This window comes from Escherichia sp. WS1450 (assembly GCF_046487395.1).
GTDB lineage: Bacteria > Pseudomonadota > Gammaproteobacteria > Enterobacterales > Enterobacteriaceae > Escherichia > Escherichia coli.
The window spans coordinates 1-14,094 of record NZ_JBJQJO010000027.1 but is presented as its reverse complement, the minus strand read 5'-3'; the positions used below and the strand labels follow the sequence as shown (position 1 = coordinate 14,094).

Below are 14,094 nucleotides of genomic sequence, written 5' to 3'. Positions count from 1 at the left end.
TATCTAAATAAGACAAAGGTAATCACTTAACAACGAGGCATACCTGATATTAATAATGGCAGGATTATTTCAAGTCGGGTAAGTCGTTGTATAAGCCCTGTTTAATTCCCGCTAATGGAATAAGGTTATTCACCGCAGCGGCATAATTTACGGCGGCGACCCAGCCATCATAATTGGCATTTATTTCAGCCGATTGCGCCTGAAAGACATCTTGCTCGACGGTTAATAGATCATTCAGACTGCGTTTGCCCAATTTATATTCATTTTGGTACACATCTCGCGTTTTGTGCGCACTTTCGGATTGTGCTAAACCGGCTTCTTCGCGACCCCGTGCGCCGGTCCAGTTGGCATATGCCACAGACGCTCGTTGCAGCACATCCAGTTTTGCCTGTTCGACCTGCGAGGCAGAGATTTTTTGTTGCCCTTCGGCCTGTTGCACCTGGGCAGAAACCGCGCCGCCCTGATACAGCGGCGCGTTAACGTTCAGTTGTAGCTGATCATCCCAATACGAGCGGTCGCTGGTCTGGTAGCGCGTTTTCCCCCCCTGAATACTGAGCGTTGGCCAGTATTGCGCTTTCGTTTTTTCCACGCCGTACTGTGCTGACTGGCGTAAGTTTTCTGCCGCCAGCACCAGCGGGATGGACTGGTAATCAATATTTTTCAGCGATACCGGCTGCTCGGCTAATTCAGCAGGTGGCGCGGCTATCGCCTCCGGCTGTACGCCAGTGAGCACCGCCAGTTGCGCTTTGGCGCTTGCCATCTGCGCCTGATATTGCTCCAGCGTTGAGCGCATTCCGGCAATGCGCGTCTGTGCCTGTAATTCATCCGACGACGAGTTCAGGCCAGCGTTAGCACGCAATGCCGCCATGTTGTAAACGTTTTCCAGCGAGTGAATATTGCGTTGAGCCGCATCGCACAAAGCCTGATAACGACTGACTTCCATATAGGCAGTCGCCGTTTTCTCTGCAACATCGGTTAATGTTGCCATCAATTTAAAGCGGTAGCTGTCACGGGCGGCAGTTTGCAGTTTGATATCGTTGTTAGTTTTACCAAAGTCATACACCAGCTGTGTCAGGGTTATGCCATACGAAACGTTGTTATCAAGCCTGCCACTGGAGTCCGTTTGTCGGGACGGTCCCGCATTGCCGGTTAATCCAACGTGCGGGTACCAGGCACTTTTGGCTTCATCAATTTGCGCTTCGCCAATACCTATCTGCGCCGCCTGTTGAGTGACGTCGGGATTTCGCGCAAAGGCGCGTAATATACTTTCCTGTAAAGATAATTGGGCAACTGGCGTTACCGCTGGGGCATTCGCCCATTGTGGCAGCGGTGCAGCAATTGCAGCTTCTCCCATCACCATAAAACTTATAAAAAAAATAAGTCCATTATTTTTACGGTTTTTAAACTGGAATCGCGCCATAGATAAGTCACTTCCTTCCAGGTCATTATTTTAACTGGTTTTTATAACCAGTCTCATTTTATTAAGAAGGGTAATAACTTGTGCATCTCTTTTGTCGATCATTGATATTGGCAAAGAAATGCAGCTAAAAAGCTTATACGTTATTTATTTAGAATACACTACGACTTTTAGATTACCATCATACACATTAAGAATAATCCACGGTAATAAGTGATTAGCATCACAGATTTATCGCGTATATATCATTTTTATGTGACTTATTTATTAAAGGAATAAGAAAGGAAATTTGAATTAAAGACAAAGGCGCAGTACAGGCTGTACTGCGCGCAGAGAGGTGTTATACGGTTTTATTGCGCTTCATGACCATTGCCACAATAAGGCTGAGTAAGATTGCACCAATAATCCATATCAACGCACGGCTGCCCTGGGACCACAGGCTGTAGATAAAGCCAACGATCACCAACAACATCACCAACGTACCTACGATAAGAATCGGCAACGAGGCGTGAATATCATGACGCAGGCGGATCGCCACCACAAACACCGCCAGATAGCAGATCAAAAAGGTGGCGCTGGCAACGCTGGCGAGTGAGCCTAAATTCAGCGCCGCCGTCATCAGCATAATCAGCACCACGACAATGATGTTGCCCCAGGTACTCTGCCGCCACAGGGATTTATTCATTAGCTTCGGCAGTTCGCGTTCGCTGCCCATGTTGTCCATGATGTTAAACACGGCGAACAGGTTCGCGTTGATGGCTGAAGCCGTCGCCAGTAAAGCGCCGATGACGACGATCACATAACCCACATGCCCGAGCAGCGGAGAAGCTGCCTGCGCTACGGCGGTATCGGCATATTTTTCTAACTCTAATGCCGATACATCGCTAAGCAAAACCAGCGCCAGCGAGATATAAAGCAACGTGGTAACGCCAATCGCCACCAGAAACGCCCGTGGCATAATGACCTGCGGATCTTTCACTTTATCCGCCGCGTTCGCCATCATGCCAAAGCCCGCATAGGCAAGGAAGGTTATCCCGATACAGGAGAAGAACGCACCGGAGCTGGGGGGCGCAGAGACAGAAATATGCGCCGGTTGCAGCGACCAGACACCTGCAATGATCAGCAATAACAGGATCATCATTTTAATGCCGACGAGGATCACTTCCAGCCGCCCTACCGCATGGTTGCTTAAGGAGTTGAAAAGCGTCATCACCGCAATGATCCCCAACGCGTAGAGCAATATAAGGTGCTCCTCCTGACTGCCTTCATGCAAAAACTGCACGGCATAAGCGCCAAAAGCACGGGCGACCATGGCGATGCTCACCGCCAGCGTCAACAGGTACAATAACGAGAGTGCCAGCGAAAAGACGCCGTTGCCTAATCCGCGACGAAAGAAGTCGATAATACCGCCATTGCTGGGATAGCTCGCCCCCAGGCGCGCATAGGCATAACCGGAAAACATCGCCACAATACCGCCAAAAGCAAAGGCGACCCAGGTCGAGGCTTCCATTAGCAACGCAGCCTGCCCCAGCAGCGCGAAGATCCCCGCCCCCACCATTGCCCCAATGCCGATGGAAACGACGTTCCATAGACCGAGGGGTTTGTTATCGTTATTACCTTCCGTGTTCATCATGATCAGCCCTTAAACACGTTATAGCCGAGTTGCTTAGCGACCGATGCCACCATTTTTTGACCGCGAACACTGTTACCTTCTTCGTCCAGCGGTGGTGAGAACGCGGCAATTCCCATCACGCCAGGGACGACCGCCAGAATACCGCCACCTACACCGCTTTTGCCCGGTAAACCAACGCGATACGCCCAGTCACCGGAGCGACCATACAGCCCTTCCATCATCATTTCAGCCAGAATGTACGGCACGTTGTCGGCCTGAAGAACGCGCTTATGAGTCAGCGGATTCACACCACCCGCCGCCAGCGTCGCGCCAAGCGTTGCCAGTTCAACAGTATTGATGAGCGTGGAGCACTGACGGGTGTACACGTCACAGGCTTCCATTGCATCACAATAGAGATATCCGGCGGAGTACAGCAGCCAGGCAATGGCCCGGTTATGGAAGTTGGTTGTTTGTTCCGACTGGTTTACTTCGTCAGAGAGCGCTACCTGCTCACCAGCCAGTTGTTGTTGGATATGTAAAATTCGCTGCCAGCGTTGTTCGGCATTTTCAGCGTTAATCAGGCTGGTGGTGGCAATAGCGCCAGCATTTACCAGTGGCGACAGCGGTTTGCCGCCATGCAACTCTAAGGCGATAACTGAGTTAAAGGGCAATCCGGTCGGGTCAGCGCCAACTTTGTCCTGTACCGCCTGCGGGCCGACATCTTCTAACGCAAGGGCTAACGTACAGACTTTCGAGATGGATTCCAGCGCAAAGCGGTAATCACTCTCACCCGCGCGATAGATGTTGCCATCGCAGGTCACAATAGCCACTGCTGCCAGTTGACCAGGTACATTCGCCAGAAAGGGAATGTAGTCGGCATTTTGTCCGCCGTTAAGTGAGTGAAATTGGGTGTAAGCCTGATCCACTGCCTGCTGTAATTTGTTTGCATCTAACATCTTTTGTTAACTCCTTTTTATAGATGCGGGAGGTAATTCCTCACCCCGGTGCCGATTTTCAGGCATCCTGATTTAACTTAGCACCCGCAACTTAACTACAGGAAAACAAAGAGATAAATGTCTAATCCTGATGCAAATCGAGCCGATTTTTTAATCTTTACGGACTTTTACCCGCCTGGTTTATTAATTTCTTGACCTTCCCCTTGCTGGAAGGTTTAACCTTTATCACAGCCAGTCAAAACTGTCTTAAAAGGAGTGTTTTATGTCACAAACTATCGACCTGACCCTGGACGGCCTGTCCTGCGGTCACTGCGTTAAACGCGTGAAAGAAAGTCTCGAACAGCGCCCGGATGTTGAGCAGGCGGATGTGTCTGTCACTGAAGCGCACGTTACCGGGACTGCCAGTGCAGAACAGCTGATCGAAACCATCAAACAAGCGGGTTATGACGCATCTGTAAGCCACCCAAAGGCTAAACCGCTGGCGGAGTCATCAATCCCGTCGGAAGCACTGACAGCGGTTTCTGAGGCGCTTCCGGCAGCGACCGCCGATGACGATGACAGCCAGCAGTTGCTGCTGAGCGGCATGAGCTGCGCCAGCTGTGTCACCCGCGTACAAAATGCGTTGCAAAGCGTACCGGGCGTCACTCAGGCACGGGTAAACCTGGCGGAGCGTACTGCGCTGGTGATGGGCAGTGCCTCCCCACAAGATTTAGTGCAGGCGGTGGAAAAAGCGGGCTACGGCGCGGAAGCGATTGAAGATGACGCTAAACGCCGCGAGCGCCAGCAAGAAACCGCCGTCGCTACGATGAAGCGCTTCCGCTGGCAGGCGATTGTCGCACTGGCGGTGGGTATCCCGGTGATGGTCTGGGGGATGATCGGCGATAACATGATGGTCACCGCCGACAACCGCAGCCTGTGGTTGGTTATCGGCCTGATAACCCTGGCGGTAATGGTTTTCGCCGGCGGGCATTTTTACCGCAGTGCATGGAAAAGCCTGCTGAACGGCGCGGCGACAATGGATACGCTGGTGGCGCTGGGTACGGGCGTGGCGTGGCTCTATTCGATGAGCGTCAACCTGTGGCCGCAGTGGTTCCCGATGGAAGCGCGACATCTTTATTACGAAGCCAGCGCGATGATTATCGGTCTGATCAATCTCGGCCATATGCTGGAAGCGCGCGCGCGTCAGCGTTCTTCTAAGGCGCTGGAGAAATTACTCGATTTAACCCCACCGACGGCGCGCCTGGTCACTGACGAAGGTGAAAAAAACGTGCCGCTGGCAGATGTTCAGCCAGGTATGTTACTGCGCCTGACGACCGGCGACCGTGTGCCGGTAGATGGTGAGATTACTCAAGGCGAAGCGTGGCTGGATGAAGCGATGCTGACGGGCGAACCTATCCCGCAGCAAAAAGGCGAAGGCGATAGCGTCCATGCCGGGACAGTGGTACAGGACGGCAGTGTGCTGTTTCGTGCCAGTGCGGTCGGCAGCCATACTACGCTGTCACGGATCATTCGCATGGTGCGACAGGCCCAGAGCAGCAAGCCAGAAATCGGTCAACTGGCGGATAAAATCTCCGCCGTGTTTGTGCCGGTAGTGGTAGTCATTGCGCTGATCAGTGCGGCAATCTGGTATTTCTTTGGTCCGGCACCGCAGATTGTCTATACCCTGGTGATTGCCACCACGGTGCTGATTATCGCCTGTCCGTGTGCGCTGGGACTGGCGACGCCGATGTCGATTATTTCGGGCGTCGGGCGGGCGGCTGAGTTTGGTGTGCTGGTGCGGGACGCCGACGCGCTGCAACGCGCCAGTACGCTCGACACCGTGGTGTTCGATAAAACCGGGACGCTGACCGAAGGGAAGCCGCAGGTTGTCGCAGTAAAAACATTTGCTGATGTTGATGAAGCGCAAGCATTGCGTCTGGCGGCGGCGCTGGAGCAAGGTTCCAGCCACCCGCTGGCACGGGCGATCCTCGATAAAGCAGGTGATATGCAGCTACCGCAGGTCAACGGTTTCCGCACATTGCGCGGGCTGGGTGTGAGCGGTGAAGCTGAAGGTCATGCGGTATTGCTGGGCAATCAGGCGCTGTTAAATGACCAGCAAGTTGATACTAAAGCGATTGAGGCAGATATTTCAGCTCAGGCATCGCAAGGGGCAACGCCTGTGCTGCTGGCGGTTGACGGGAAAGCGGTGGCCTTGCTGGCAGTACGCGATCCGTTGCGTAGTGATAGCGTGGCGGCGCTGCAACGTCTGCATAAAGCGGGATATCGTCTGGTGATGTTGACCGGGGATAACCCAACCACCGCCAATGCGATCGCCAAAGAAGCAGGGATTGATGAGGTGATCGCCGGGGTGCTGCCGGACGGTAAAGCCGAAGCGATCAAACGTCTGCAAAGTGAAGGACGTCAGGTGGCAATGGTGGGCGACGGCATTAACGACGCGCCAGCGCTGGCCCAGGCGGATGTCGGTATTGCGATGGGTGGCGGCAGTGATGTTGCCATTGAAACCGCGGCGATTACCCTGATGCGCCATAGCCTGATGGGTGTTGCAGATGCGCTCGCGATTTCCCGCGCAACGCTGCGCAATATGAAGCAGAACCTGCTCGGCGCGTTTATCTACAACAGCATTGGTATTCCGGTCGCCGCCGGTATTTTGTGGCCGTTCACTGGAACACTGCTTAACCCGGTGGTCGCCGGAGCGGCAATGGCGCTCTCATCGATTACCGTAGTGAGTAACGCCAACCGGTTACTGCGGTTTAAACCGAAAGAGTGATTGGTATTTACTTAATGCGTTTGTGAGATCCAGTTCTTGTTGCGCTCCTTTTATGAGTCATGCCATATAAAGTGACTGGCGCAGGGAGCGCGCAGGGGGCGGCCAATCGCCGCCGCCCCCTGCACCCCCGGGCTCTGGCGAACAAAATCGCCGCTGCGCGGTACCCTCAGCTTATCCCTTGCGGCTACCGGGTCGGGCGCGAGGTAACATCCCTGTAAAACGCGCCCTCAGCCCACATCCATGTGGGCTGCCCCGGCCTTCAGGGAACGCCTCGGCGATTTTGACGCCACCAACACCGGTGCAGTCTTTCGTTTCAAAGCAAAAACAATTTTTCGATCATATTTAAGCTACCACTGAACAAGCCTCATAACTCCATTTGCGCCATCCCTCCCCGCGCGCTAGCATGATATTTCACAAAGGGAGGTCGTATGGATCTGTTGTACCGGGTAAAAACGCTTTGGGCCGCGCTGCGCGGTAATCATTACACCTGGCCTGCTATCGATATCTCTCTTCCCGGCAATCGCCATTTTCATCTGATTGGCAGTATTCATATGGGCAGCCACGATATGGCTCCCCTGCCCACCCGTTTGCTCAAAAAGCTCAAAAACGCCGATGCGCTGATCGTCGAGGCGGATGTTTCCACCAGCGATACGCCTTTTGCTAATTTGCCTGCCTGCGAGGCGCTGGAAGAGCGCATTAGCGAGGAGCAACTCCAAAACCTGCAGCACATTAGCCAGGAGATGGGCATTTCTACCTCACTCTTTTCTACCCAACCGCTGTGGCAAATCGCGATGGTTCTTCAGGCGACGCAGGCACAAAAACTGGGGCTGCGGGCAGAATACGGTATCGATTACCAGCTATTGCAGGCGGCGAAGCAACAACATAAACCCGTGATTGAACTGGAAGGGGCAGAAAACCAGATTGCCATGTTGCTCCAGCTCCCTGACAACGGACTGGCGCTGCTGGACGATACGCTGACCCACTGGCACACCAATGCACGGTTGCTGCAACAAATGATGAGCTGGTGGCTGAATGCGCCGCCGCAAAATAATGAAATAACGCTGCCTAATACGTTCAGTCAGTCGCTGTACGATGTGCTGATGCATCAGCGAAATCTCGCCTGGCGGGACAAATTATGCGCCATGCCGCCGGGGCGCTATGTGGTCGCAGTCGGTGCACTACACCTGTATGGAGAAGGGAATTTGCCGCAGATGTTGCGTTAAAAAAATGGCCAATATCGCTATTGGCCCGTCAAAGAGGAATTTCATATTTTTATTATTATGCCGTCACTTTAAGCGACGGTGTAACTCGATTGTCGCTCAATCTCACCATCCTGCCAATACTCTTAGGCAAGATGACTCTTTTTTTTGGACCGCCATCAGGCGTATGCTTGCTTCGTTTTTTTGTTTAAGGCAGGAAAATTACCATGACACCCGCAGTTAAATTACTCGAAAAAAACAAGATTTCGTTTCAAATCCATACCTACGAGCACGATCCGGCTGAAACCAATTTTGGCGATGAAGTCGTCAAAAAATTAGGTTTGAATCCGGATCAGGTCTACAAAACGCTGCTGGTCGCAGTGAACGGTGATATGAAACACCTTGCCGTGGCCGTTACGCCGGTCGCAGGTCAACTGGATCTTAAAAAAGTAGCAAAAGCGCTGGGTGCCAAGAAAGTTGAGATGGCCGATCCGATGGTTGCGCAGCGTTCGACGGGATATCTGGTTGGGGGGATTAGCCCACTGGGGCAGAAAAAACGTCTGCCAACGATTATCGACGCCCCCGCACAAGAATTTGCCACTATTTATGTTTCCGGCGGCAAGCGCGGGCTGGATATCGAACTGGCGGCAGGCGATCTGGCGAAGATCCTCGATGCCAAATTTGCTGATATCGCCCGCCGCGATTAAGCATTGTGCCGGATGCGAACATCCGGCACTTTCGGATTACTGCCAGCTCACCTCACCCTTCGGTTCATAAACACTCACATCCAGCGGCGAGCTTTTCTGGATATACGCTTTCAGCACTTCGGCATCAATAAAGCCGGTATTCACATAGCCCGGTTTGTTATCAAGGCGCGGATAGCCATCACCGCCGGTGGCATTGAAGTTTAATGTCGCCATGCGGTAAGTTTTCGCCGGATCGACCGGTTCGCCGTTGATTTTCAGGTCGTTGAGTTTGCCGTCTTTCGCCACAAAGCTAACGTTGGCAAATTGCGGGTAGGCACCTGAATCTGGCTTCATTTGTGCGACGGCGGTCAGGTAATCAATCACCTCTTTACCGGTCATGTCGGCATACACCACCACATTGCCGAATGGCTGCACTTTCAGCACGTTTTTATAGCTGATATCGCCTGCTTCGATAGAATCACGAATTCCGCCTCCACTCATCACCGCAAAGTCAGCACCAGTGCGATCCATTTGGGCTGCCAGAATCAACCGCCCCATATTGGTCTGTACAAAACGCACTTTGTCACGATCGCCTTCCAGACGACCATTGGTTTCGCCTATTTTCACTTCCAGCTGCGCTTTGCCTTTGTTCTGGAACGGCGATAACAGCGAGATCATTTGCTGGTTTTCAACGATTTCAGGGGTGTACAGCACGCGCTCGCTTTTCCCGTCTTCCCAGGTCACTTTCTTCTTCAGGTTCACCGGAATCAGCTGGTAGTTAACCATTTTCATTTCGCCATTACGAAACTCAAAATCAGCCCGTCCCACGTATTTGCCCCACTCATGCGCCTGCACAATCCAGATGCCGTTTTGTTGATCCGGTTTACATGGCGTACCCGGCACGTAATCGACCTGTTTTTTGTTTTCTGCCTCCATGCAGACCGGATCTTGCGAGTGACCACCGACGATCATCGCCAGCGATCCGGCAGGCAGCGAGCGTGCCATCTCCACATCGCCCGGTGCGTTAGAGCCGTGCTCACCATTGTCGTAATGCCCCATATGGGTCGCCGCGATAATAATGTCTGGCTTTTCTGTCTGTTGCAGCTCCTGAATCACCAGCTTCGCTTCATCGGCGGGCTTACGGAACTCAATATCGGTGAAGTTTTCTGGGTTGCCTAACTTCGCTGTGTCATCCGTCGTCAGACCAATAACGGCAATTTTCAGATCCTGACGCTTAAACAGCGCCCATGGTTTAAACAGGCGCTCGCCGGTACTTTTCTGGTAGATATTGGCAGAAAGTAACGGGAACTTTGCCCACTTTTCCTGCTGGCGTAATACGGTGAGCGGGTTATCAAATTCATGATTACCGATTGCCATCGCATCGTAACCCACCAGATTCATGCCGCGAAAATCAGGTTCGGCATCCTGTAAGTCAGACTCGGGCACGCCAGTGTTAATGTCGCCACCGGAAAGTAGCAGCACGCTACCGCCTTCAGCCGCAACCTCTTTGCGGATACCATCCACCAGCGTTTTTTGCGCCGCCAGACCATATTCGCCATATTCATTGCGCCAAAAATGCCCATGATGATCATTGGTGTGCAGAACTGTAATTTTGTAGGTTTTATCCTGCTCATACGCCAGAGCAGCTTCACTCGCCAGTGTAAATGTGGTTAACAGTGCTAACGCCACGCCCCGCTGCAATAATTTCATACTTCTCTCCCTGACCTGATTTCAACGTGTTGAAAAATAGTATGACGCGACATCATAGACAAGTCTGCGTCCGGTGAAGATAAATCTGCATCCAGATTAGAAATTCTGTATTCGGCGTTGAGACTTCCTTCAGGCGACGCATACAGGTATGTTAGTCGGGTAATAATCACAAATAAGATCATTCTTTACATAGCAACCCTGAAAAAGTGACTTTCCTATGGCAATGAGTGAACAAACCCAGCCTGTGGCGGGCGCGGCTGCGTCAACGACCAAGGCCCGAACATCGTTTGGTATTTTAGGTGCTATCAGCCTCTCACATCTGCTGAACGACATGATCCAATCGCTGATTCTGGCGATTTATCCGCTGCTTCAGTCAGAGTTTTCTCTGACATTTATGCAGATTGGCATGATAACCCTCACCTTCCAGCTCGCCTCCTCGCTACTGCAACCGGTGGTCGGTTACTGGACCGATAAATATCCGATGCCGTGGTCGTTGCCAATTGGCATGTGCTTTACCTTAAGTGGTCTGGTGCTGCTTGCGCTGGCGGGCAGTTTTGGCGCAGTTCTGCTGGCGGCGGCGCTGGTCGGTACCGGTTCATCGGTCTTTCATCCGGAATCTTCTCGCGTGGCCCGTATGGCTTCCGGCGGGCGGCATGGCCTGGCGCAATCTATCTTTCAGGTCGGCGGCAACTTTGGCAGCTCCCTGGGCCCCTTGCTGGCGGCGGTGATTATCGCGCCTTATGGCAAAGGCAACGTTGCCTGGTTTGTGCTTGCGGCACTGCTGGCGATCGTGGTGCTGGCGCAAATCAGCCGCTGGTACTCGGCACAGCACCGAATGAATAAAGGAAAACCCAAAGCGACGATTATCAATCCACTGCCGCGCAACAAAGTGGTACTGGCGGTCAGCATTCTGTTAATCCTCATTTTCTCGAAATATTTCTATATGGCGAGCATCAGCAGCTATTACACCTTTTATCTGATGCAAAAATTCGGATTATCTATCCAGAATGCTCAGCTTCATCTGTTTGCCTTCCTGTTTGCCGTTGCGGCAGGTACGGTGATCGGCGGGCCTGTAGGGGATAAAATTGGACGGAAATATGTGATTTGGGGCTCTATCCTCGGCGTTGCGCCGTTTACGCTGATTTTACCCTACGCCAGCCTGCACTGGACGGGGGTTTTAACGGTGATTATTGGATTTATCCTCGCTTCGGCATTCTCTGCCATTCTGGTCTACGCTCAGGAGCTACTTCCGGGACGTATCGGTATGGTTTCTGGACTCTTTTTCGGTTTTGCTTTTGGCATGGGAGGTCTGGGAGCGGCAGTTCTGGGGCTTATCGCCGATCACACCAGCATCGAGTTAGTCTATAAAATCTGTGCTTTCCTGCCACTATTGGGAATGTTGACCATATTCCTGCCTGATAACCGGCATAAAGAGTGATTTCATTGCAGCCAAAGGCAAACTTTGGCTGCATCGTTTTACAGTCGCCATAAGCCTTTACTCTGTTAAACCGCCTTCTGTTTTCCGATCCGTGCTTTTTTTGCAGCTAATTCCATTTTTCTGCAAAATTCAACAATTATTCATAAACATCTTCAATGAAATTGTCATAAACTATTACCTGTAATTTTGGTTTTCCCGGCCAAAAATGGACAATAACCACCAGGAAAAGGAGACGGAATGCATCACGCCACCCCGCTTATCACCACCATTGTTGGCGGCCTTGTGCTCGCCTTTATCCTCGGCATGCTGGCCAATAAACTACGTATTTCTCCTCTGGTGGGATATCTGTTAGCGGGTGTGCTGGCAGGACCATTCACTCCGGGCTTTGTTGCCGATACCAAGCTTGCGCCGGAACTGGCTGAACTGGGCGTCATTCTGTTGATGTTTGGCGTGGGTCTGCACTTTTCGCTGAAGGATTTGATGGCGGTAAAGGCCATCGCCATTCCCGGTGCGATCGCCCAGATAGCCGTGGCGACGCTGCTGGGTATGGCGCTCTCCGCCGTGCTGGGTTGGTCGTTAATGACCGGTATCGTGTTCGGCTTATGCCTTTCCACCGCCAGTACCGTGGTGTTACTGCGCGCACTTGAAGAACGGCAATTAATAGACAGTCAGCGTGGGCAAATCGCCATCGGTTGGTTGATTGTGGAAGACCTGGTAATGGTTCTGACGCTGGTGTTGCTGCCCGCAGTGGCAGGAATGATGGAACAAGGCGATGTGGGCTTTGCCACTCTTGCTGTCGATATGGGGATCACCATCGGCAAGGTGATCGCATTTATCGCCATTATGATGCTGGTAGGTCGCCGTCTGGTGCCGTGGATTATGGCACGTAGCGCAGCAACCGGTTCCCGTGAGCTGTTTACCCTGTCGGTGCTGGCGCTGGCGTTAGGGATTGCCTTTGGTGCGGTGGAGCTGTTTGATGTCTCCTTTGCACTCGGTGCGTTCTTTGCCGGGATGGTACTGAACGAGTCTGAACTGAGTCACCGTGCCGCCCACGATACGCTGCCATTGCGCGACGCGTTTGCGGTGCTGTTTTTTGTCTCCGTCGGGATGTTGTTTGATCCGTTAATTCTGATTCAGCAACCGCTGGCAGTGCTGGCGACGCTGGCAATTATTCTGTTTGGTAAATCGGTCGCGGCACTGTTCCTTGTGCGTCTGTTTGGTCACTCCCAGCGCACGGCGTTAACCATCGCCGCCAGCCTTGCGCAGATTGGTGAGTTCGCATTTATCCTGGCGGGACTGGGAATGGCATTGAATTTACTGCCGCAGGCCGGACAAAACCTGGTACTGGCAGGGGCGATTTTGTCGATTATGCTCAACCCGGTCCTGTTTGCGCTGCTGGAGAAATATCTGGCGAAGACCGAAACGCTGGAAGAGCAGACGCTGGAAGAGGCTATCGAAGAAGAGAAGCAGATCCCAGTGGATATTTGCAACCATGCGCTACTGGTAGGTTACGGTCGTGTAGGCAGCCTGCTGGGGGAGAAATTGCTCGCCTCTGATATTCCTTTAGTGGTGATTGAGACGTCACGTACTCGCGTCGATGAACTGCGCGAGCGCGGGGTCCGCGCAGTATTGGGCAATGCGGCGAACGAAGAGATTATGCAACTGGCACATCTGGAATGTGCAAAATGGCTGATCCTGACGATTCCCAACGGTTATGAAGCGGGCGAGATTGTGGCGTCTGCCCGCGCGAAAAATCCGGATATTGAGATTATCGCCCGCGCCCATTATGACGATGAAGTGGCGTATATCACCGAACGTGGCGCGAATCAGGTAGTGATGGGTGAGCGTGAAATTGCTCGTACTATGCTGGAACTGCTGGAAACACCACCGGCGGGTGAAGTGGTGACGGGGTAAACGGTGGTTGCCGGATAATAGGCGCGGATATATAGGCCTGATAAGACGCGCCATGAACTGAACCCCAAAACCTGGACAGTTTCAGTTAACCGGCTTTTTGATACTCAGTCCGGTATTCTACCGGACTGAGTCCCCCAAGACTGAGTTTTATTCTTTTTTGATTCCAGTAAGTTATGTATTCGTTAACGGCATTTTCCAGCTCTTCTACACTTCTGTAGTCCCGGCGATAGTACATTTCTTCTTTCAGGTGACCAAAGAAATTCTCCATTACCGCATTATCAAGGCAGTTGCCCTTGCGCGACATGCTCTGCACTAACCCTTTGTCTGCCAGGGCAGACTGATAACTTTTTATCCGGTAATGCCACCCTTGATCACTGTGGAGCAGCGGTTTTTCT

At 52.4% G+C, this 14,094-nt stretch carries 10 protein-coding genes; 5 read left to right on the top strand and 5 right to left on the bottom strand.

What is annotated here, in order from left to right; genetic code table 11:
- Positions 1-64: 64 nt before the first annotated feature.
- The 3 genes from ACJHYR_RS22940 to glsA all read right to left on the bottom strand — a co-directional run bounded on the left by ACJHYR_RS22940 (position 65) and on the right by glsA (position 3,985).
- A complete protein-coding gene (locus ACJHYR_RS22940; protein ID WP_000090488.1) occupies positions 65-1,420 on the bottom strand; it encodes a TolC family outer membrane protein in 1,356 nt (451 codons plus the stop codon).
- A 337-nt stretch (positions 1,421-1,757) separates the two neighbouring features.
- On the bottom strand, positions 1,758-3,050 hold the full coding sequence (locus ACJHYR_RS22935; protein ID WP_000982143.1) for an APC family permease: 1,293 nt from the start codon (positions 3,048-3,050) through the stop codon (positions 1,758-1,760).
- A gap of 2 nt (positions 3,051-3,052) precedes the next feature.
- The gene (gene glsA, locus ACJHYR_RS22930; RefSeq protein WP_000883027.1) at positions 3,053-3,985 is read right to left on the bottom strand and encodes a glutaminase A; all 933 of its coding nucleotides are present in this window, start codon (positions 3,983-3,985) and stop codon (positions 3,053-3,055) included.
- 262 nt (positions 3,986-4,247) lie between these two features.
- Between glsA and copA the strand changes: the two genes are divergently transcribed.
- The 3 genes from copA to ybaK all read left to right on the top strand — a co-directional run bounded on the left by copA (position 4,248) and on the right by ybaK (position 8,658).
- Complete coding sequence (copA, locus tag ACJHYR_RS22925; protein WP_000083991.1) at positions 4,248-6,752, top strand: copper-exporting P-type ATPase CopA; 2,505 nt, start codon at positions 4,248-4,250, stop codon at positions 6,750-6,752.
- Positions 6,753-7,180: 428 nt separating this feature from the next.
- Positions 7,181-7,975: a TraB/GumN family protein gene (locus tag ACJHYR_RS22920; protein WP_000365158.1), complete on the top strand. Its 795-nt coding sequence runs from the start codon at positions 7,181-7,183 to the stop codon at positions 7,973-7,975.
- Between the two features lie 203 nt (positions 7,976-8,178).
- The gene (gene ybaK, locus ACJHYR_RS22915; RefSeq protein WP_000186631.1) at positions 8,179-8,658 is read left to right on the top strand and encodes a Cys-tRNA(Pro)/Cys-tRNA(Cys) deacylase YbaK; all 480 of its coding nucleotides are present in this window, start codon (positions 8,179-8,181) and stop codon (positions 8,656-8,658) included.
- A 36-nt stretch (positions 8,659-8,694) separates the two neighbouring features.
- On the opposite strand, the gene ushA is transcribed toward ybaK, so the two are convergent.
- Positions 8,695-10,347, bottom strand: a complete 1,653-nt coding sequence (ushA, locus tag ACJHYR_RS22910) for a bifunctional UDP-sugar hydrolase/5'-nucleotidase (protein ID WP_072837532.1) — start codon at positions 10,345-10,347, stop codon at positions 8,695-8,697.
- A gap of 217 nt (positions 10,348-10,564) precedes the next feature.
- Here ushA and fsr point away from each other — a divergent pair, with 217 nt between their 5' ends.
- Both fsr and ybaL read left to right on the top strand, forming a co-directional pair.
- On the top strand, positions 10,565-11,785 hold the full coding sequence (gene fsr, locus ACJHYR_RS22905) for a fosmidomycin MFS transporter (protein WP_001251635.1): 1,221 nt from the start codon (positions 10,565-10,567) through the stop codon (positions 11,783-11,785).
- A 237-nt stretch (positions 11,786-12,022) separates the two neighbouring features.
- A complete protein-coding gene (ybaL, locus tag ACJHYR_RS22900; RefSeq protein WP_000546234.1) occupies positions 12,023-13,699 on the top strand; it encodes a YbaL family putative K(+) efflux transporter in 1,677 nt (558 codons plus the stop codon).
- Positions 13,700-13,784: 85 nt separating this feature from the next.
- Here the strand turns inward: ybaL and ACJHYR_RS22895 are convergent.
- Positions 13,785-14,094, bottom strand: a 310-nt coding sequence (locus ACJHYR_RS22895) for an IS3 family transposase (RefSeq protein WP_032209474.1), incomplete at its 5' end; no start/stop codon positions are given.

Bases quoted from the DNA above. Each gene is read 5' to 3' on its own strand.
- ACJHYR_RS22940 (WP_000090488.1), bottom strand. From the start codon at position 1,420: ATGGCGCGATTCCAGTTTAAAAACCGTAAAAATAATGGACTTATTTTT.
- ACJHYR_RS22935 (WP_000982143.1), bottom strand. From the start codon at position 3,050: ATGATGAACACGGAAGGTAATAACGATAACAAACCCCTCGGTCTATGG.
- glsA (WP_000883027.1), bottom strand. From the start codon at position 3,985: ATGTTAGATGCAAACAAATTACAGCAGGCAGTGGATCAGGCTTACACC.
- copA (WP_000083991.1), top strand. From the start codon at position 4,248: ATGTCACAAACTATCGACCTGACCCTGGACGGCCTGTCCTGCGGTCAC.
- ACJHYR_RS22920 (WP_000365158.1), top strand. From the start codon at position 7,181: ATGGATCTGTTGTACCGGGTAAAAACGCTTTGGGCCGCGCTGCGCGGT.
- ybaK (WP_000186631.1), top strand. From the start codon at position 8,179: ATGACACCCGCAGTTAAATTACTCGAAAAAAACAAGATTTCGTTTCAA.
- ushA (WP_072837532.1), bottom strand. From the start codon at position 10,347: ATGAAATTATTGCAGCGGGGCGTGGCGTTAGCACTGTTAACCACATTT.
- fsr (WP_001251635.1), top strand. From the start codon at position 10,565: ATGGCAATGAGTGAACAAACCCAGCCTGTGGCGGGCGCGGCTGCGTCA.
- ybaL (WP_000546234.1), top strand. From the start codon at position 12,023: ATGCATCACGCCACCCCGCTTATCACCACCATTGTTGGCGGCCTTGTG.